This is a genomic window from Burkholderia sp. NFPP32 (assembly GCF_900119325.1).
GTDB lineage: Bacteria > Pseudomonadota > Gammaproteobacteria > Burkholderiales > Burkholderiaceae > Burkholderia > Burkholderia pyrrocinia_C.
Window position 1 is genome coordinate 18,170 of record NZ_FPJP01000018.1, and the last position, 19,281, is coordinate 37,450.

16 protein-coding genes are annotated in these 19,281 nt (G+C 66.5%); 1 reads left to right on the forward strand and 15 read right to left on the reverse strand.

What is annotated here, in order from left to right; genetic code table 11:
• Positions 1-64: 64 nt before the first annotated feature.
• The 6 genes from BT264_RS27330 to BT264_RS27355 all read right to left on the reverse strand — a co-directional run bounded on the left by BT264_RS27330 (position 65) and on the right by BT264_RS27355 (position 6,436).
• Complete coding sequence (locus tag BT264_RS27330; RefSeq protein ID WP_072442555.1) at positions 65-1,195, reverse strand: porin; 1,131 nt, start codon at positions 1,193-1,195, stop codon at positions 65-67.
• A 271-nt stretch (positions 1,196-1,466) separates the two neighbouring features.
• The gene (locus BT264_RS27335; RefSeq protein ID WP_072442557.1) at positions 1,467-2,144 is read right to left on the reverse strand and encodes a response regulator; all 678 of its coding nucleotides are present in this window, start codon (positions 2,142-2,144) and stop codon (positions 1,467-1,469) included.
• 12 nt (positions 2,145-2,156) lie between these two features.
• Positions 2,157-3,524, reverse strand: coding sequence for a sensor histidine kinase (locus BT264_RS27340; protein WP_072442701.1), 1,368 nt, complete (start codon positions 3,522-3,524; stop codon positions 2,157-2,159).
• 88 nt (positions 3,525-3,612) lie between these two features.
• Entirely contained in the window at positions 3,613-4,470 is an 858-nt protein-coding gene (locus BT264_RS27345; protein ID WP_110281398.1) for an ABC transporter permease, read from the reverse strand.
• 38 nt (positions 4,471-4,508) lie between these two features.
• On the reverse strand, positions 4,509-5,306 hold the full coding sequence (locus BT264_RS27350) for an ABC transporter ATP-binding protein (RefSeq protein WP_034183780.1): 798 nt from the start codon (positions 5,304-5,306) through the stop codon (positions 4,509-4,511).
• 122 nt (positions 5,307-5,428) lie between these two features.
• Positions 5,429-6,436 carry an ABC transporter substrate-binding protein gene (locus BT264_RS27355; protein WP_072442705.1) on the reverse strand — a complete coding sequence of 336 codons (1,008 nt, stop codon included), beginning with the start codon at positions 6,434-6,436 and terminating at the stop codon, positions 5,429-5,431.
• A gap of 396 nt (positions 6,437-6,832) precedes the next feature.
• On the opposite strand from BT264_RS27355, the gene BT264_RS27360 reads away from it, so the two are divergent.
• The gene (locus tag BT264_RS27360; protein WP_072442559.1) at positions 6,833-7,477 is read left to right on the forward strand and encodes a response regulator; all 645 of its coding nucleotides are present in this window, start codon (positions 6,833-6,835) and stop codon (positions 7,475-7,477) included.
• Positions 7,478-8,060: 583 nt separating this feature from the next.
• Here BT264_RS27360 and BT264_RS27370 read toward each other — a convergent pair.
• The 9 genes from BT264_RS27370 to BT264_RS27410 form a co-directional block, all read right to left on the reverse strand.
• Complete coding sequence (locus BT264_RS27370; protein WP_072442563.1) at positions 8,061-9,053, reverse strand: fimbrial protein; 993 nt, start codon at positions 9,051-9,053, stop codon at positions 8,061-8,063.
• Positions 9,054-9,097: 44 nt separating this feature from the next.
• Entirely contained in the window at positions 9,098-11,767 is a 2,670-nt protein-coding gene (locus BT264_RS27375; RefSeq protein WP_072442565.1) for a fimbria/pilus outer membrane usher protein, read from the reverse strand.
• Between the two features lie 115 nt (positions 11,768-11,882).
• The gene (locus tag BT264_RS27380; RefSeq protein WP_072442567.1) at positions 11,883-12,656 is read right to left on the reverse strand and encodes a fimbria/pilus periplasmic chaperone; all 774 of its coding nucleotides are present in this window, start codon (positions 12,654-12,656) and stop codon (positions 11,883-11,885) included.
• Positions 12,657-12,786: 130 nt separating this feature from the next.
• On the reverse strand, positions 12,787-13,329 hold the full coding sequence (locus tag BT264_RS27385) for a fimbrial protein (protein ID WP_239483359.1): 543 nt from the start codon (positions 13,327-13,329) through the stop codon (positions 12,787-12,789).
• A gap of 233 nt (positions 13,330-13,562) precedes the next feature.
• Complete coding sequence (locus tag BT264_RS27390) at positions 13,563-13,814, reverse strand: hypothetical protein (protein WP_072442569.1); 252 nt, start codon at positions 13,812-13,814, stop codon at positions 13,563-13,565.
• Positions 13,815-13,922: 108 nt separating this feature from the next.
• Positions 13,923-14,234: a hypothetical protein gene (locus BT264_RS27395; protein WP_072442571.1), complete on the reverse strand. Its 312-nt coding sequence runs from the start codon at positions 14,232-14,234 to the stop codon at positions 13,923-13,925.
• 105 nt (positions 14,235-14,339) lie between these two features.
• The gene (locus tag BT264_RS27400; protein ID WP_256260715.1) at positions 14,340-16,481 is read right to left on the reverse strand and encodes a peptidase domain-containing ABC transporter; all 2,142 of its coding nucleotides are present in this window, start codon (positions 16,479-16,481) and stop codon (positions 14,340-14,342) included.
• A gap of 50 nt (positions 16,482-16,531) precedes the next feature.
• On the reverse strand, positions 16,532-17,791 hold the full coding sequence (locus BT264_RS27405) for an HlyD family secretion protein (RefSeq protein WP_072442575.1): 1,260 nt from the start codon (positions 17,789-17,791) through the stop codon (positions 16,532-16,534).
• 48 nt (positions 17,792-17,839) lie between these two features.
• Positions 17,840-19,171 carry a TolC family outer membrane protein gene (locus BT264_RS27410; protein ID WP_083534213.1) on the reverse strand — a complete coding sequence of 444 codons (1,332 nt, stop codon included), beginning with the start codon at positions 19,169-19,171 and terminating at the stop codon, positions 17,840-17,842.
• Positions 19,172-19,281 lie beyond the last annotated feature (110 nt).

Genomic DNA, 19,281 nt, shown 5'->3' on the forward strand with positions numbered 1-19,281 from the left:
GTGCCCGCATGGAGAAGAATCCCGGACGGAGGGAACGGCGGGGCGCGATGGGCCCCGCTTCCGGTCAAAAACGCGTACGGATGCCCGAAGTCAGTTCGAGCTGGTTCTTCGCGCCGAACGTCGACGCCGCCGTGTAGCCGCCATGCAGCTTCATGTAGTCGCCGGCCAGGTACACCTCGGTGCGCTTGCTCAGGTGATAGAACACCGACCCGTAGATCGTCTCCTTGAAGCCGTTGGCGACGCCGTTGGTCAGGCTGAACGCGCCGAGGTTCGCGTTCGGCGTGAAGCCGTCCGCGTTGTTCGCGGCGTTCTTGATGCGCATCTGCTGGTAGCCGAGCTCGTAGTCGAGCGCGCCCTTCGGCGCGATCTTCATCGACACCGTCCACGAATCGTCGTGGCGCTGGCCGAGCGAGCCCTGGTCGCCGTTGTAGCGGAAGTAGCCGGCATTCAGGCGCACGATGTCGAACGTGTAGTTGCCGCCGACCGAGAACGTCTGGTTCCTGAAGCCGCCGTGGTTCACGTGGTTGTAGAAGCCCGACACGTTGAACGGGCCGCCGTTGTAACCGAGCGCGACCTGGTACGCGGAGCCGGTCGCGAACTGCGTCGAGTTGCTGAACTGGTAGCCGGCGCTCGCGAAGATGCCGTTGCCGAACAGCTTCTTCCACGCGATGCCGTTGTTGTAGCGCGTGCCGGTCGGGCCGGCCGCATAGAAGATCATCTGCTTGAAGTTGTTCGAGTTGGTCCAGCCGCCTTCCTCGGTCGACAGCTTCGCGGAGCCATACGGGTCGCCGTAGATCGCCGCCGAGTCGCGTGCGATGGTGTTCTGGAAGCCGGCCGTCAGCTTGCCGAAGCGTTCGTCCTCGACACCGACCCACGCGTCGCGGTCGAAAATCTGGCCTTCGTCTTCCATCTGGCCGTTCGCGACCACGAATTCGCTTTCGAGGCGGAAGATGATCTTCGTGCCGCCGCCGATGTCTTCGGCGCCTCGCAGGCCCCAGCGGCTGCCGCTGAACCACGGCTCGCCTTCGTTGCCCATGCCGATCACGTGCTTGCCGTTCGCGTCGGCATGGGTCCGGTAGGTCGGAAAGCTCAGGTCCATCAGGCCGTAGAGCTGCACGCTCGACTGCGCATGCGCGTGGGTGCCGGCGCACAGGCCTGCCGCCGCGATGGAAAGGGCAAGGGTTTTTCGTTTCAAGATCGTCTCCTCCGAGCTGCCGCATTGAAATCTGGTCGTTGGCAGTACGCAATGTATGCCGACTCTTGCCGGCCACTGCGAGAGGGCCGACGCGTAGCATCGTAGAGGGTGCAATCCTTCACGACGCTTTCCCCGACGCAAGAATCGGATCGGTGAAAACACCGAACGCGCAACAATCGCGGATGGTGCAGGCGTGCGGACGCGCGCCCGCCGGGTTTCCGGAGACGTTTCGTGATACGAATCGATGTTCGGGGGCGAGGAGGAACGCCCGTCAGTCGTGCGCGCTTTTCGCGCGCAGGATGTAACCGAGCCCGCGCAGCGTGATGATCTCCGCCGTGCTGCCCGCGAGATGCTTGCGCAGCCGGTGGATATAGATGTCGATCGCGTCGGCGCTCGGCTCGTCGTCGAGCGCGAACACGCTGTCCATCAGCCGTGCCTTCGACACCGTCTTGTTCTGCTGCAGCATCAGCGTTTCGAGGATCGCGTGCTCGCGGCGGCGCAGCGCGAGCACCGTTTCGCCGCAGCGGAATTCGCGCGTGCCGAACGCATAGACGAGATCGCCGCACACGAGCTGCGTCGTGCCGACGCCGGCCTGCCGGCGGATCAGCGCGCGAATCCGCGCAACCAGCTCGCGCGACTCGAACGGCTTCACCACGTAATCGTCGGCGCCCGCGCCGAAGCAGTCGACCTTGTCGTCGACCGAGCCGTGCGCGGTCAGCATCAGCACCGGAACGTTGTCGTTGCGGCGCCGCAGCCGCGCGAGCACTTCCTTGCCGCTGATGCCGGGCAGGCGCATGTCGAGCAGCACCGCGTCGTAGCGTTCGGTCTTCAGTACCGTGTCGGCGCGTTCGCCGTCGCCGACGCTGTCGACCGCGAAATCCTCGCCGCGCAGCAGGTTCACGATCCAGTGCGCGAGTTCGGCGTTGTCTTCGACCAGCAGGAGTTTCATGGGGACATCTCGTCAATCATAGGCGGGCAGCCGCACAGTCACGACAATACCGCGATTGCCGGGCCCCGGCGCGAGCGACACGCTGCCGCCGTGCGCCTGCGCGATCTCGCGGACGATCGCGAGCCCGAGGCCCGAGCCCTCGGTGTCGGCCGACACGCGGTAGAACCGCTTGAACACGTGCGGCCGCGCCTCGGCCGGAATGCCGGGGCCGTTGTCGATCACGTCGAGCACGATCGCGTCGCCGTCGCGCCGCGCGGCGACCGTCACGCAGCCGCCCGGCTGCGTGTAGCGCACCGCGTTGTCGACGAGGTTCATCACCAGCGCGGTCAGCAGGCTGTCGCTGCCCGCGACGTCGAGCCGCTCGCCGAGATCGGCGCCGAGGTCGATGTCGCGCCGCTGCGCGAGCACGATCGTTTCCTCGAGCACGCTCGACACCACGGCCGCGAGATCGACGCGATGGGTCAAGAGCGTCGGCGGCGTCGCTTCCGCATGCGCGAGCAGCAGCAGCTTGTCGGTCACGTCGGCCATCTTGCGGCTGCTGCGCTGCATGCTGTCGAGCACCGACGCGAGTTCCGGATCGCCGTTGCCGCGCCGCTGCGCGTACTGGATCTGCGTGTCGAGCACCGCGATCGGCGTGCGCAGCTGGTGCGCGGCGTCCGCGATGAAGCGGCGCTGCGTGGCCGTATGCGTGTTGAGCCGCGCGATGCACTGGTTGATCGCGTCGACGATCGGCCGCAGCTCGTGCTGCAGCCGCTCGGGGCGGATCGGCTCCAGCTCCATCGGCCCGCGGTCGGCCACGTCGTCCTTTAATTTCATCAGCGGGCGCAGCTCGAAGGTGAGGCCGAGGTAGACGAGCACCACCGCGAGCATCAGCATCAGCGACAGGCGCACGAGCTGCGGCCGCCAGATCGTGGCGACCATCGCGTTGCGCGAGCGGGTCGTTTTCGCGACGACGACCGTGACCGTCTCGATCTGCCCCTCGTCGTAAAGCTGGCGATCGTAGGCCACCGCGCGCAGCGGCACGCCGTCGAGCGTCGTGTCGTACAGCGTCGGCTCGATGCCGTGCCGCGCGGGCACGTCGAGCGCCGGCGTGCCTGCGAGCAGGCGGTCATGGCCGTCGATCACCTTGTAGAACACCGAATCCTGCGACGGCGATTCGAAGATCTCCAGCGCGGCCGGCGGCACGTCGGCGACCGGCAGCCCGTTGCGCCATTCGACGTCCTCGCCGATCGTGCGCGCGGACGCGACGAGTGCGCTGTCCTGCACGAGCCCGGCCGTGGTCCGCGCGGTGTCGTACGACATCGCGCCGGCGATCAGCACGAATACCGCGAGCGGCAGCAGCAGCCACCACAGCAGCCGCCCGCGCAGGCTGTGCGCCATCCCGTTGCGCTCCTTCTCCGAAATGCCGAACCGCGCCGGGGTCGCCGGCGCGGTCGGGAGTGTCATGTCAGGCGTCCGGACGCCGCGTTCAGAACGCCGCGGGGCGCCACTTCAAGAGCCGCTTCTCGAGCCAGGTCAGCAGGTAGTCGGCGGCCAGCGCGACCACGGCCAGCACGATCATCGCCGCGAACACGCCGCTCGCGTTGAACGCGCCCTGGGCGGTGGAGATTAGCAGGCCGATGCCCTGCTTGGAACCCAGGAATTCGCCGACGACCGCACCGACCAGCGCGAAACCGAAGCTCACGTGCAGGCTCGCGAGAATCCAGCTCAGCGCGGACGGGATCACGACCGCCGTGGTGATCTGCCGGCGCGACGCGCCGAGGATCTGTGCGTTCGCGATCAGGTAGCGGTCGGCTTCGCGCACGCCCTGGAACGCATTGCCGAACACGACGAAGAACACCATCACGACGGCCAGCGCGATCTTCGACGCCATCCCGAGGCCGAGCGCGATCACGAAGATCGAGCCGAGCACGACGCGCGGAATCGAGTTCGCGATCTGGATGTAGAGGCCGAACACGTCGGCCATCAGCTTGTTGCGGCCGAGCACGATCCCGCAGATCACGCCGGCGACCGAGCCGATCACGAAGCCGATGCCGGTTTCCTCGAGCGTGACCCATACCTGCGTGAGCAGGGGGCCCTGCGACGTGCCGTTCACGAACCAGTCCTGGAGCTGCGCGAAGATCAGCGACGGCATCGAGAAGAAGAACGGATCGATCCACTTGAGCCGTGCGGCGAGTTCCCACCCGCCCAGCACGAGCACGAGCACGGCGATCCGCAGCGTGACGATCAGGTTGCGCCGGCGGCGCAGCCGGCGTTGCGCGGCGCGCTCGTCGTCCTCGAGCGTCGTCGCCGGAAGGGCGGTGGGGGGAAGCGTCATGTCGGTCATGCTCCTGTCCTTGCTGTTCTTGCCGTGCGGCGTATGCGTCAGCCGATCTGCACTTCTTCGCGCAGGTCGTGCCAGATGTCCTTGGAAATTTCGATGAAGCGCGTGTCGTAGCGAATCTCCGACGTGACGCGCGGGCGCGGCAGGTCGATCTCGTACACGTGCTTGAGCGTCGCGGGGCGCGCGGTCAGCACGAACACGCGGTCGGCGAGCGCGATCGCCTCCTCGAGGTCATGCGTGACGAACACGACCGAGCCCTTGTTCGCGGACCAGAGCTGCAGCAGCTCGTCCTGCATCAGCGTGCGGGTCTGCATGTCGAGCGCGGAGAACGGCTCGTCCATCAGCAGGATTTCCGGCTGGTTGATGAAGGTCTGCGCCAGTGCGACGCGCTTCCTCATCCCGCCCGAGAGCTGGTGCGGGTAATGCTTCGTGAACTTGTCGAGGCCGACCTTGCGGATCCATTCCTCGGCCTGCGCATACGCGACGTCCTTCGAGCGGCCGCGGAACAGCGGGCCCGCCGCGACGTTGTCGATCACGTTGCGCCACGGGAACACGGCGTCGGCCTGGAACACGAAGCCGATGCGCGGGTCGATCCCGTCGACCGGGCGGCCCATCACGCGCACTTCACCCGACACGGGCTTGAGCAGCCCGGTGATCAGGTTGAGCGTCGTCGACTTGCCGCAGCCGGTCGGCCCGACGATCGCGATGAACTCGCCGCGCGCGACGCTCATGCTGAAGTCGCGCAGCGCGACGGTGGCCTTGCCTTCCGGCGAAATGAAGCGGCACGACACGTTGCGAAACTCGATCGCCGGTGTGCTCGGGGAGACTGCCTGGGTCATCGCATTCGTCCTGCGGGTGAAGAGGGCGTCGCATCGTGACGCAACGCCGGGCCGGTCAACCGGGCCGGAACGGGGAACGCACGGCGGCGGGATCGCCGCCGCCGGCGCCTGACCGATATCGATTACTTCGCGTTCACGAAATCGTTCGTGTAGGTGCGCGCCAGGTCGATGTGCTTGCCCTTCACCGACGGGTTGAACGCCGACAGCACCTTCAGCACCGTCGCCGGGCCGTCGGCCGGCATCTTCGCGTCGGCGGTGAACATCGGCAGTGACGCCTTCAGCGCGCTCACGTACAGCGCCTTGTCCTTCTGGTAGTCGGCCGGCATCTTCGCGGCGATCTCCTCGGCGCTGTGCGTGTGGATGAACTGCATCGTCTTCGCGAACGCGTGCGCGAGCTTGGTGGCTTCCGCCTTGTGCGAATCGGCCCATGCCGACTGCACGTACAGGCTCGCGGCCGGGTAGGTGCCGCCGAGCGCGGCGCGCGTGCCTTCCAGCGTGCGCATGTCGACCAGCACCTTCGCGTCGCCCATCTTCTCGAGCGCGGACACGGTCGGCTCGGTCGTCATCCCGGCGTCGATGCGGCCCTGCTTGATCGCGGCGATGAAGCTCGCGTCGGCGCCGACCGGCAGCATCGTGTACTGCGTCGACGGCACGCCGTGTGCAAGCGCGAGGTATTGCGTGAGGAAGCTCGTCGACGAGCCGAGGCCCGTCACGCCGAGCGTCTTGCCCTTCGCGTCGGCCATCGACTTGAAGGTCGGCGCGGCCTTGGTCGACACCATCTCGACTTCGCCCGGCACCTGGCCGAACACGGCGATCGCCTTCACGTCCTTGCCCTTGCTCTGCAGGTCGATCGTGTGATCGTAGAAGCCGACGACGCCCTGCACGGCGCCCGCGAGCAGCTCGTTCTCGGCGTCGACGCCGGCCGGCTGCGACAGCAGCTCGACGTCGAGCCCTTCGGCCTTGAAGTAGCCGAGCTCTTGCGTGAGCCGCGCGGGCAGGTAGATCAGCTTCGCGATCCCGCCGACCATGATCGTGACCTTGCCGCCGTCGTCGGCGGCGAAGGCGGGGTGCGCGGCGAGCGCGCAGGTGAGGCCGGCTGCAACGGCGAGGGTGCGCAGGGTGGGTCGCATCGGGTCGTCTCCGTTCGTTGTATTCGTATGGCGCGATGCTTGCTGCATCGTCACGACGAGTATAGGGACGCGAAACCTTCTGCAACCTTTCGCGGGGAGGCGGTTCGTTTAGGGGTTTTCCACGAATCCGGCGCGAATGCTCGACGAGCGTACTTCCGGCCGAATCACGCCGCGGGTCGGAATGACAACGGGCCTGTCAAATGCCGGTTTCTCGCCATTACGCTTCGGCATATACGAACAGAGTCATCCATTGCGCGCAGACCAATCACGGAAACATGGCATTTCGACAATATCGTCGGTCGACAGGAAGCATCGCGTTGCGCAGTGTTCCGACTGTGATTTTTCCTTGATCGATTCGGAACAGGTTCCGAATCGATATTTCATGTTGACCATCCAATGAATCCAACCACCATCGCCATTGCCGACGACCATCCGGTCGTGATCGAAATGCTCAAGCGTCTGCCGCAGTGGGGGTCGGAATTCCTCATTTCACATTGCTGCAATAGCGGGATGGAGTTGATCGACGCATTGACGCGCTCGCCGGTCGATCTCGTCGTCATCGACTATTCGATGAACCGGGGCGATAAACCGATCGATGGCCTGAGGCTGCTGCGCAGGCTACATGACGTCGCGCCTGGTGCGCAATGCGTGATGCTGACCGCGCAGAAAAATCCGAGCGTCTTCGCGGCTGCACTGCAACTGGGTGTGAAAGCCATTGTCAGCAAGGAAGACGGGATTGACGAGATCGTGCATGCGTGCCGGCATGTGCGCGCCGGCCGAACGCGGTATTTTTCCCCGACGGTTCGCGCGATCGTTGAGCAATCCGGCACGATCAGCCGCGACTCCCACGCAAAGCTGACACAAAGGGAACTTGACGTCGTGCGCCTGTTCGCGTTGGGCTACTCGCTCGCGAGCATCGCAAAAAAGCTCGGCCGCTCGGTCAGTACCGTGTCGACACAGAAATACACGGCGATGAAAAAGCTGCAGGCCGATACGAATATCAACCTGATCCGCTACGCGTACGAAAGTGGGCTGATTTGACGAAGTGCAATGCCGTACTGCCGGCAGGTGATCGTGAACGTCGCCGTGCCTTCGGCGCGACCTGTCAAAATTGCAAGGTTCTGAACGGGAATCAAAAATATTCGACAACGCGACCGACTCGCCGATTTCTCACGGCGTGTGTGCGGGCACTCTTCATATCCAGCGCATCCATCAAATACAAATTCATCGATAACTTCACGAGAGTATTGATCATGACTTTCATCGCAAGATTAATGAACACAATTCTCTCGATTATTGCGATTAATTTTATAAATATCGAATTTATGATCCTGCCGGTGGGAGCGGCGTCTACACTGTTGACCACAGCGATAGGTGTCGCATTAAGCGAGTCGTTTTTTTATATTTTCCGAAGGAGATGATCAAAGCGCATATTCCGTCCGACGGTGAACGATTGCTGGTCGCGGGCGCCGGCAACCCGCCGGCAACCGTTTGGGAACCGTAGTGGGTAGTCTGCAACGCTCCGTTGCATCCGGTGTGCGACGTCGGCCCGGTCGTCCATGGATTTCAACGTCCACCTGATCCGTTACGCGTACGAAAACGGATTGATCTGACCGCTCGCGCGCTATTTGTAGCTGATCGTAAAGGTCGCCGTGCCATTGGCGGTGCCTGGGCGAGTACCGGATTTCGTCTGGTAATAGCGCGCCGCCAGCGGTACCGACAGCGTGCTCGCGGGTGGCGCATCCGTCACCTTCCACGGCTTGCCGAGCGACACCGGGTTGCCGTCGCCCTTGAGCAGCTGGATGCCGACGCCTTGCGCCGTACTCGACGACGACAGCGACAGGATGCCGCTGGATGCGTCGTCCGCGTTGCCGTCGAGCGTCAGGTGGACCGCGAAACTGCCGGCGACTTGGGCATCGCACTTCAGGCCGATCGCGAAGGCTTTCGACGTGGACGTCGTGCCGATGCCGGAACCCAGTCCCGACGATTTGCTGAGCTTGTGGGTGCCGAGATCCACGGCCACCTGCGTGGTCGACGGCGCGCAGGTGGCTGCCTGGAACGAGATGTTCTTGAAGCCGTAGGTGACGTAGCGGGCCGCTTTCGAATAGTCCTTGTTCGGGCCGCCGATCAGCGCCGTCAGCACCGACAGGACCGGAAACGTCTTCGGCGTGGACGGCGTCGGCCCGATCTTCACCAGCTCGACGTCGATCGTCGCGGAAACGGTCGTCGGCGTCAGCGGCGAACTGATGATCTTCCCCATCGGAAACGATGCGTCCCCGGTGCCGCGATTGCCGTTATAGGTCACGTACAAGCCGAGACCGTTCGCCGTCAGGTCGGGGTCGGCCATCCATCGATAGAGCGTCGCCTCGAAGTTCGCCGATGCAAGGGTCTTCATGCAGGACGCCTTGATCTCGATGCCGGTTTTGCTCCAGAGCACCGTGCCGATCGGCGCATCGGCCGCGATCCTGAACGGATCGGGCAGCGTGCCGAGTTCCGCCGTACTTGCGTTCTGGCAATTCGCGGCCGCCTGCGCGGTGCCCGCACCCGCCGCGCAGGCCAGCAGGACCGCCGTGCAAGCCAGCCTGATGCGATGGATGGGTGTGTTCCAGTCGTTCATGTGCGATTTCATCCGAGGTTGTCGTGCGCGCGTGCAGGGCGCCGTCATGCAGGCGGGGCCGCGTGCCGCGGCGCATCGCCGGGACCGGGCGGCCGCGCGTCGAATTCGCACGGGGCGTCGACGCGCTGGATGGCGGCCTGCCGCGCGCCGGCGTCGAGCGGCGGCAACGCCACGCGGATCGAACATTGCCACGAGTCGGCGTGCCCCCATTTCACCGTCAGCTTTTCGTCCGGTCCCGCGACGCGCGCATAAATCTGGCCGCCCTGCGACACCACGCCGACGTTGTTGCCGCGCGCGTCGAATACCGGCGCGCCGAACGGCAATTCCCGGCCGGTCGGCGTCGACGCATGAATCAGCAGCGCACGCCCCTTCACGGTCGGGTAGCGCAGCATCACGACGGCGCCCTGACGCGGCGCTACCTGCAGGCTCGTCGTCTGCAGCTCGACGTCGGCGGGCAGGCCGCGCGGGTCGATCTCGATCTGGTTGACCCGGTACGGATTCAGGTACGGCACGACCGCGTAGCCGCGCCCGTCGAGCGCGACGCCGCCGTATCCGACCACCCTGGCGCCACCCGCCGCCGGCGCCGCGACGACGGCAACCGTGTCGGCCGCATAGGGGGACGCCGTTATGCCACCCGGATGCGCGACGATCGCGCCGCTCAATCCTACCGAGCCCGACCCGTAGCGATCGCCCTTGGCGAACGCGCCCTGAACCGTCGTGTACGGCGTGCGGTACTGGCCGGACACGCTGCCCGAATACGTCGCACCCGCGTCGCGCGACGCGGAAACCGAATAGCTGCCCTGGTTCTGCGTACCGACGAAGCCGCTCGCCGTCATCATCGACGTGACCCCGCGCACGCTGTCGTGCGCGACGTTCGCACTTGCGCGCGGCGCTTGTGCCGAGCGACCGAGCGGCAGCGACACGGTCAGCATGTACTGCGTATCGACGTCGCCGCCGATCGCGCGGGCGCGGTTGACCGAGATGCTGTAGTCGACGACGCGGAAACGGTTGCTGTAGCCGATCTGGAATTGCGTGTCGGTGCCGCGGCGCTCCCAGTAATTCTGCGTGTACGCGCTCACGAACAACTGGCCGCCGTTGTCGCCGAACCGCTGCGATGCGGTGACCGATACCCGGTTGCGCGCGCGCCAGAGCGGCTGTGCAGTGAGGCCTGTCGCGTTGCGCCTGGCGTTGTCGACATAGGCGAGCGCGTTGTCGAGATCGAGATAGCCGGACGACGAGAAGCGATACGCTGCCACCGACAGGTTGCTGTTCGTCGCTTCCAGCGTCTTGCTGTACGTGATGCGCACGCTCGCGCCGCTTGCCCGCCGGCCGTTCGACGATGTGAATGCGCCCGACACGTCGAGCGCCATCGCGCCGATCGGCGTGTTGAACGCACCGCCGACGAGCAGGTTCTGGTAGTCCTCGTTCGCGAGCACGCCGCCATACAGCGTCAGCAGGTTGGACACGCCACGCGCGTAGGTCGCCTGCACGATGTGCGGCGTATACGACAGATTCCTCTTGCGCACCACGCCCGCGACGAAACCGAACCGGTTCATGCCGGGCCGCAGCGATTGCACGACCGATGCGTACGGCACCTTGAATACCCGCTCGCTGCCGTCCGATTCGGTGACGGTCACGTCGAGATCGCCGCCGTAACCGGTCGGATAGAGGTCGTCGATCACGAACTGGCCGGGCGGCACGGTCGTTTCGTAGATGACCGCGCCGCTCTGGCGCACGGTCACACGCGCATTCGAATTCGCGATACCGCGAACGACCGGTGCATAGCCGCGACGGGAATCGGGCCACATGCGATCGTCGTTGGCGATCTGCACGCCGCGAAACGGAAACGTATCGAACAGCTCGCCGGACGTGTTCGCGTCGCCGAGCCTGACGCGCGCCTTGAGCGCCGTCAGGTCGCGTTGAACGTAGGTGTTCGCGATGCTGTAGTGCTGGCCGCCGCGATTCTGCCAGTTCAGCGCGCCGTCGTGACGGAAGTACCATCCGCCCGCATTGATGCCGGCGTTCAGTCCGACGTATGCCGCACTGTCGCTCCGGCCGTTCGCGACGTTTCCGTAGAGATTCGCGCTGTAGCTGACGAATCCCGCGGTCACGCCGCTGTCCCACATCGACGGATCGACGTAGCCGCGGGCCGTGCGGCGCAACAGCGCTTGCGGGACATGGATGTCGAGGCGCGCCGAGCCGGCGTCGAACGACGCCGACGCGCCCGGCAGCAGCGAATCGAACGATTCGCACGCGGCGGGATCGGCGAGCGGCGCGAGCGCTTCGGGCGCGATCCGGCTCGTATCCGCGTTGATCCTGTCGAGCATGCGGCGGCTGAAGCACACTTGCGGGCCGTTTGCGCCCGATTCGCGCACGGTGACGTCGTCGCGGCCGAGCAGCGCCCCGTTCAGGTACACGTCGGCCCGGTATTCGCCGGGCCAGACCGGGTTGCCCTTCTCGAAACGGGACAGGTCGATTCCGCTGTCCGGCGACGTCAGCACGAAGTCCGGGTCGAACTGCAGCGTCCGGGACGGCAGCCCGTCCCCCCGGCCCGGCCCGCCGATCCGGGGCTGCGGATCGGCGGGCGCAAGCTCGCTCGCCGCTGCGCCGAGCGGCAGCGCCGACCAGGCGAGCAACGCCGTCGCGTACGAGCGCCGGAGCACGAGCGCCGGCCGACCGGTGCGCGGACCGGATGCGGGATGGATGCATTTCATGGGCTTCGTTTCGAATGCTCGAATTGGACGGATCGCCGACGTGCCGCGGGCTCGGTCTGAATCCGACCCGCGTCGCCCGGCAACGCGCGCAGGCGGCTCGAATGCCGAGGTCGAATCAAGGCGTGGCCTCGAGCACCGCCGGCCATTTCACGTCGGTGCCGAAGTCGTTGATCGTCGAATAGTCGAGCTTTGTGCCGGCCGGGAGGCTCGGCAGCGGCATGTTCAGCGCAAACAGACGGTCGGCAGCGGGCGCGATCATCGCGCCGTCGTCGATCGTGTACGTGCGGCCGTCGTGCACGACTTGCGCCGACAGCACGGTGACGTTGAACGGCGACGAATTGGTCGCGCGCAGCAGATGGCCTTTGCCGCCGTCCGGCGCGGGCGCGAGTGACCATTTCACGCCTTTGGCCGCCTCGACCGCCCCATCGGCGTCGAGGCCGGCCGGCCGGAAGAACACCTTGATTCGCGAACGGAACGCGAGCTGCAGCATGGTCGTCGACGGCTGATCGGCGGTTTTCGGCGGAATGTCGAGTACGTTCAGCCAGAACACGGATTCCCGGTCTTGCGGCAGCGGATCGCCGGTATAGACGATCCGCAACGTCTGTCCCTTGCCCGGGTCGACGCGAAAGATCGGCGGCATCAACACGAAAGGCACCTTGGCCGTGCCCGGGCGCGAGCGCGGGTCGCCGTCGTCGAGCCATGCCTGCACGAGCGCCGGATCGGTGCCGACGTTGTCGATCTTGGCGGTGATCTCCCGATCGCCGGCCGGATAGACGAGGCGCGTGCCGGAAATGATCACGCCCGCGATGCCGTGCTGTACGGTGCAGGCCAGCACGACGCATACGCAGATCGGCAACCGGCGGAAGAGAAACGAGAGGAGCGAGTACATCGTTCGATGAAGAGGGAAGGGGAAGGCCGCGCGACGGGACGCTTCCCCGGAGCGGCGGTACCGCAGGCCGGAATGGCCCGCGTCGCGCGAGTCGTCGATGCCGGCCGTACGAGACGGCCGGCATGACGGCTTACAGATAGTCGATCGAATACGTGACCGACGTGCTTACACTGCCGGCCGTCGCCGCGCCGAGCGAGTAGTACTGCGCGCCATAGACCATCGAGGCTGCGTTGTTGACGAGGTCGACCGGACGACCGTTGCGCTGGCTGACGTCACCGGCCTTCAGCGCTTTGCCGTCCATGTCGAGAAGCTGCACGGCGACGTTGGTCGCGGCGTTGGTCAGTGCGCGGTTGTAGAGCGTGCCGTCCCCGCCGTTGACGTTCGGGCCGGCCTCGAAGAACGCGCGCACCGATTTGCCCGCGTTCGTACAGTTGCTGAGCGCGATGGTGAAGTTCGTCGCACCCGTTACCGCGCCCTTCGACGCCAGCGAAGCTGCGCCCACGCTCGGAAGCTGGACCGTACCGTTGTTGTCGGCATCGTTGACCTTGATGGTGCAGCTGGCGCCGCTCAGCGCACCCGTGATGTTCACGGTGCCGTCGTATGCATGCGCCGCGAGCGGCATGAACGACATCGCCGACGCCGTTGCTGAGGCCAATAGAATTTTCTTCATCATGATCCGGTATCCTTTTTAATCGCTCAAAAATTCCCACCGGGCACGCAAGCGTGTCGGGAGGGATAAAATTAACTTGCTCGATTCGTTCCGACTATCGCAATCCATCCAAAAACGGCTCCCGTTCACGATCCCGTTGGCCGATGCGGGCCGCGGGGTCGAGTGGCGTGCCGAAGCGACCGAAGCAATCGGCACGCATGTCGTCCGGATGGCGAGTCGTCGCACCGAACGCTTGCCTATCGGCCGGTCGGGCGAGCCGCGGCGGCGAGGACGGCGAGGACCGACACAGTCGCCGCGGCCGCGATTGCGACGCCTGTCGCGAAGACGACCTTGCCGAGCGTCTCGACGGCGCCCGTCTGGGTGTTGTCCGAAGGAAACGGATTGACCCAGGGTTCGCGCGGCGCGGCCGGCTTGAACAGGCTGTTGATCCAGTCGGCGATGGCGCCGCCCGAAACGGTCGCGAGTTCCATCTTGCTGATTTCACGCATGATTCACCTTCTGACGAAATCGGATTGGCATGGCCGGCATCGCGTCGCGCGTGCCGGCCCGTGCTATGACGGCAGCAGGCGCCGCCGGAACGGCGCCCCCGCCTCGCATTACTTCGGTGCCGGCAGGTTCGGGTCGAACAGGCCTTCCATCACGCGGTTGAAGACCTTGAGCGTCTGCTGTGCCCCATTGACCCAGCCGTAGATCTTGCCGCCGACCAGGCCCAGGCCGGCGCCGACGAGCAGGCCGACACCGGCGCTGAGGATGCCTGCGCCCAGGATGCCGCCGGTGCTGCCGCCGGTTGCGGCCCCCTTGAAGCCGCCGGCAACCAGACCTGCAACGCCGCCCAGCACCCCCGCCCCCAGGTTGCCGAAAAGGCCGCCGCTTACTTCATTCAATTCCATCGTGGTCAACTCGCGCATTTGAAGTTCTCCCTACAGTTACGCACTGCCGATCGTCGAAAGCCGGATCGGCATCGGCTCTCCCGTCGCGCATCGCGCGCGACGGGCACTCCACTTGCGGCGGCGCTAGGCGGCCGCCGGATCGAACCGCGCGTCGACGCCCATTTCGCGTGCGCTGCCTCGCGCGAGTTCGACGACGCGATCCGCGCTCCGGATCGTCTCCGGCCGGTGCGCGATGATGATCCGCGTGATGTTCATCGCGCGCACCGCGTCGTTGATCAGCCGCTCGCGTTCGACGTCGAGATGGCTGGTCGCCTCGTCGAGCACGAGAATCGCGGGTTTCCGGTAGAACGCGCGGGCGAGCAGCACGCGCTGGCACTGGCCGCCTGACAGCGACGAACCCATGTCGCCGACGAGGCTCTGATAGCCCATCGGCATCGCCGCGATGTCGTCGTGGATCTGTGCGAGCCGCGCGGCTTCCTCGATGCGCGCCTGGTCGGGCTGCGGATCGAAGAAGCCGATGTTGTCGGCGATCGAGCCGGCGAACAGGATGTCGTCCTGCATCACGCAGCCGATCAGCTCGCGGTGCTGATGGAGCCCGAGCTTGCGGATGTCGATGCCGTCGACGCGCACGCTGCCGTGCTCGGGCGTCAGCAGGCCGAGCAGCACCTTCGCCATCGTGGTCTTGCCCTGGCCCGACGGGCCGACGAGCGCGACCGATTCGCCCGGCGCGATCGAGAACGAGCAGCCGTCGAGCACCCACGGTTCGGTCTCCGTGTAGCGAAAGCGCACGTCGCGCACGTCGATCGCGGGCGCCGCCGCGTGGCCGCCCGCCGCCGGCGCGCGCGCGGCCTTCGCTTCCATGTCGGATTCGGCGTCGGTCAGCACGATATCGGCGAGCCGCTCGCCGTGCAGCCGCAGCATCCGGAAATCGATCACCGTGCCGATCAGGCCCGCGCCGCGCGCCATGAACTGATCGGCAAAACTGACGAACGCGACCAGCATCCCCGCCGAGAACTGCCCGTCGATCACCTGTTTCGCGGCCAGCCACACGAGCGCCACGCGGCCCGCGCCGGAGATCACGCCCTGCAGCGTCGAGAAGCCGATCGACAACCGCTGGATCACGACGTTCTTGTTGGTGGTCTCGACCACGGCATTCGCATAGGTCGCCACGCGCGCCTCCTGCTTGTTCGCGAGCTTGATCGCCTGCACGCCGCGGATCGACTCGAGCAGGTTCGATTCCGCGCGGGCCGCGTACACGATGTGTTCCTCGTTCGCCTGCCGGAACGGCCGGTACGCAAGCCAGCGGATCGCGCCGTACGCGGCGAACAGCCCGAGCACGAGCCACGTGAGCGTCGGGCTGTAGACGAACAGCATCGCGAGCGTGACGATTGCCATCGCGCCGTCGAGCAGCGCGCCGACGAATTGCGTCGTGAGCGTGCCCTGGATCGTGCCGATCGCGCCGAACCGCGACACGACGTCGCCGATGTGGCGCTGCTCGAAGTACGTCATCGGCAGCCTGAACAGATGCGAGCAGACGTTCGCCGTCCACTGCACCCCGAGCAGGCTCGAGAACCACGTGACGACCCACGAGCGCAGCGCCGCGACCGCGTTCTGGAACAGCACGACGAGCAGGAAGCCGATGCCGAGCAGCGTCAGCAGGTCGGCGTCGGCCGACACGAGTACCTGGTCCATCACCCACTGCATGTAGAACGGCGTGACGATGCCGAACACCTCGAGCGCGACCGACAACAGCAGCACCTGCGCGAACGCCGCGCGGATGCCGGTGACGCCGCCGATGAGCGTCGCCATCGAGATCGATTCGCGCTCGCGCGCCCGCGCGAACGACGGCGACGGCATCAGCTCCAGCGCGACGCCCGTGAAGTGGTCGGACACCTCGGCAAGCGGCACGTCGCGCACGCCGCGCGCTGGATCGTGGATCGTGATCCCGCTGCGCGACACCGACTTCAGCACGACGAAATGATTCATGTCCCAGTGAAGGATGCACGGGCGCCGCAGCTTGCCGAGCTCGTCGAGTTCGAGCCGCAGCGCGCGCGACGCGAGGCCAAGCCGGTAGGCCATCAGCATCACGTCGTTGAGCGTCGCCCCTTTCAGCGACGGGCTGAAGCGTCTGCGCAGGCTGACGAGGTCGAGATCGTGGCCGTGATAGCTTGCGATCATCCCGACGCACGCGAGCCCGCACTCGGCCGCCTGCGTCTGCAGCATCACGGGCAGGCGGCGGCGCCAGCCGAATTGCAGGGCATCCATCCATTTCATCGTCCAACGGGCTCCATAGCGAATCGAATGCGCGGGGGCGTTCATGCCGACGCGCGGCGGCCGAGCGCGTACAGCGGCTCGAGCACCCACTCGATCAGCCGGCGCCGGTCAATCAGCACGTCGGCCTCGAGCGCCATCCCGGGGCGCAGCGTTTCGCGCCTGCCGTACGCGACGATGTCCTGGCGATCGAGCGCGACGACCACGCGGTACAGCTGCTCGGGCACGTTGGTGCGCCCGGTGAGGTTCGCGACTTCCTGAGGCGACAACGCGGTGCGCGATACGTCGGTCACGCGGCCGAACTGCTGGCCGAATTTCTGGAACGGGTAGGCCTCGTAGCGAAGCACGACGCGCGCGCCGGTACGCACGAAGCCGATCGCGCGGCTCGGCACCATCAATTGCGCCTCGAGCAATGCGCCCTGCGGCAGCAGCGAAACGACCGACTGGCCCGCGTTGACGACCTGCCCCGGTTTCGCGAGCAGCGTCGCGACGACGCTTGCCTGAGGTGCGCGCAGGATCACCGCGCGGCGTGCCTCGTTTTCCGCGATCGACTGGTCGACGTCGGCGAGCTTGCGCTCGATGTCGTTCTGCTGATTGCGGGTATTGAGCGGCAATTCGCGCAGCTGCTGGCGGATCTGGCCGAGCTGCTGCTCGACGTCGAGCCGCTGGCGCGCGAGATCCTGCAGCCGCGCCTGCGCATCGAGCAGCGCGGCTTCCTGCTGCTCGACCTGGCTGTTCGACACGTAGCCCTGCTCGCGCATCGACTGCAGCTTGCCGAGCTGCCGCAGCGCGAGTTCGGCCTGGCGCGTGCGCTGCGTCTTCTGCAGCGCGATCTGCGCGAGCTGGTCGTTCAGCGCCGCGGCGCGCGCATGCAGCCCGCGTTTCGCCTCGCCGCTCAGTTGCGACTGGCTCGCGAGATCGGTCTCGAGGCGCGCACGCTGAAGATCCAGCTGCTCGCGGACCCGCTCGCGCGTGCCGCCGAGCTCGGTCGCGACTTCGGCCGACACGGCCATCAGCTCGGCGCCGGCCGCGACGGTCTGTCCCTCGCGCACGCGCGTGTCGATCACCGTGCCCGTCAGCGGCGGCATGACGGCCAGCAGCCCTTTCGCGGGCAGCAGCTGGCCGGCGACGCGCTCGCGCTTCGTGTAGGTGCCGAGCACGAAGAACGCGACGACCGCAAGCGCTGCGGCCGTCGCGACACCGATCGTCAGCCAGCGCCACGGCGGCGAATACAGGCTGACCGTGCCCATCAGCTTGTGCTTGGTCGCGTCGAGCGCTTCCTGACGGAACAGCGAATCAGTCATGTGTCGCTACCGGTGAGACCGAATGGAGGGAGACGGAATCGCGCATGGTCAGCCTGCCGGGCGGCATGCAATCGCGGCGACGTCCGCTTCGCCGAGCGTGCCGAGCGCGGCCGACAGCTGCAGTCGCGCGCGCAGATAGCGATAGCGCGCGTCCGCAAGATCGCGGATCGCCTCGAAATAGCGCTGCTGCGCGTTGAGTTCGTCAATCTGCGTGCGCAGCCCGACTTCGCGGCCCAGGTGGGTCGACTTCACCTTGCTGTCGGCCGACGCGAGAGCGCGTTCTTGCGCGCGGATCAGCGCGGCGCCGTTGGTGATGCCGAGATACGCGGCACGGGCGTGCTCGCGGGCCTTGCGGCGCGCATCCTCGAGCGCGTCGCGTGCCTGCTCGCGCCGCCGGTAGGCTTCGCGGCTCGCCGACAGCGGGCCGCCGCCGGCGAACAGCGGGATCGTGACCGTCACGCCGATCATCGACGAACGGGTTTTCGACGTCGTGCCGAACACCGTGTCGAGCCCGTTCTCGTTGGCGCCGCGGCTCCAGTTCGTGCCATAGCTCGCCTGCAGGTTCACGACCGGCAGGTGCGCGCCCGTCGCGGCGACGACGTCGGCCTGTGTCTGCTCGGCCAGCTTCTCGGCGATCCGCACCTCGACGTTCTCGAGCGCGGCTTCATCCATTGCGGTCGCGAGATCGACTGGCGGCGTCGGCGGCGTGCACTGCCATGCGACCGGCGCAAGCGTATCCGCCGCGAGGCCCGTGAGCCGCCGCAGCGTGCCGCTCGCGATTTCGAGATCGTTCTGCGCGCTGACCTTGCGCGCGAGCGCTTCGTCGAGGTTCGCGCGCGCCTCGTCCACGTCGGTGCGCGTGCCATCGCCGATCCGCAGCGCTGCCTGCGCCTGGTCGAGTTGCCTATGGAATGCCTGCTGGGCGGTTTCGGCAGCCTGCAACACTTCGCGTCCGAACAGGACGTCGAAATAGGCGCTGGCGACATCGGTGATCAGGGTTTGCGACGCCTTCTCGTACTCGATGTCCGCCTGGTCGGCAAGCGTGCCGCCGCGCTTGAAATCGGCGACGCGGGATACATCGAACAGCGGCTGCGTGACGGTTACGGAAGCGCTGTGACGGCGGACCGCTGCCGCATACGCCGCGGTGGGCTGGTCCTGCTTCGTGTAGCTGCCGTTGAGTTCTGCGCGCGGCAGCAGCCCCGCAAGACCTTGCCAGCGCTTCTCGCGGCCGGCGAGCTGCGCGTTGCGCGCCGCGCCGATGCCCGCATCGAAGCGCCGCGCCGCGTTCACGGCGTCGAGCAGGTCGGCCGCCTGCACCGGCCATGCGGCGCCGAGCCAGCCAAGAACCGCCACCAGCTGGAAGGATCGTGTCGAAATCATCTGCCTGTACGCGCCGCCGCATGCCGGTCGCGAGAACCGCGGCGAGGTTACGCCGCAAAGCAGGGAATTATTCAGTCATGCGTGACGGCACGATATCGTCGTTTGTCCAA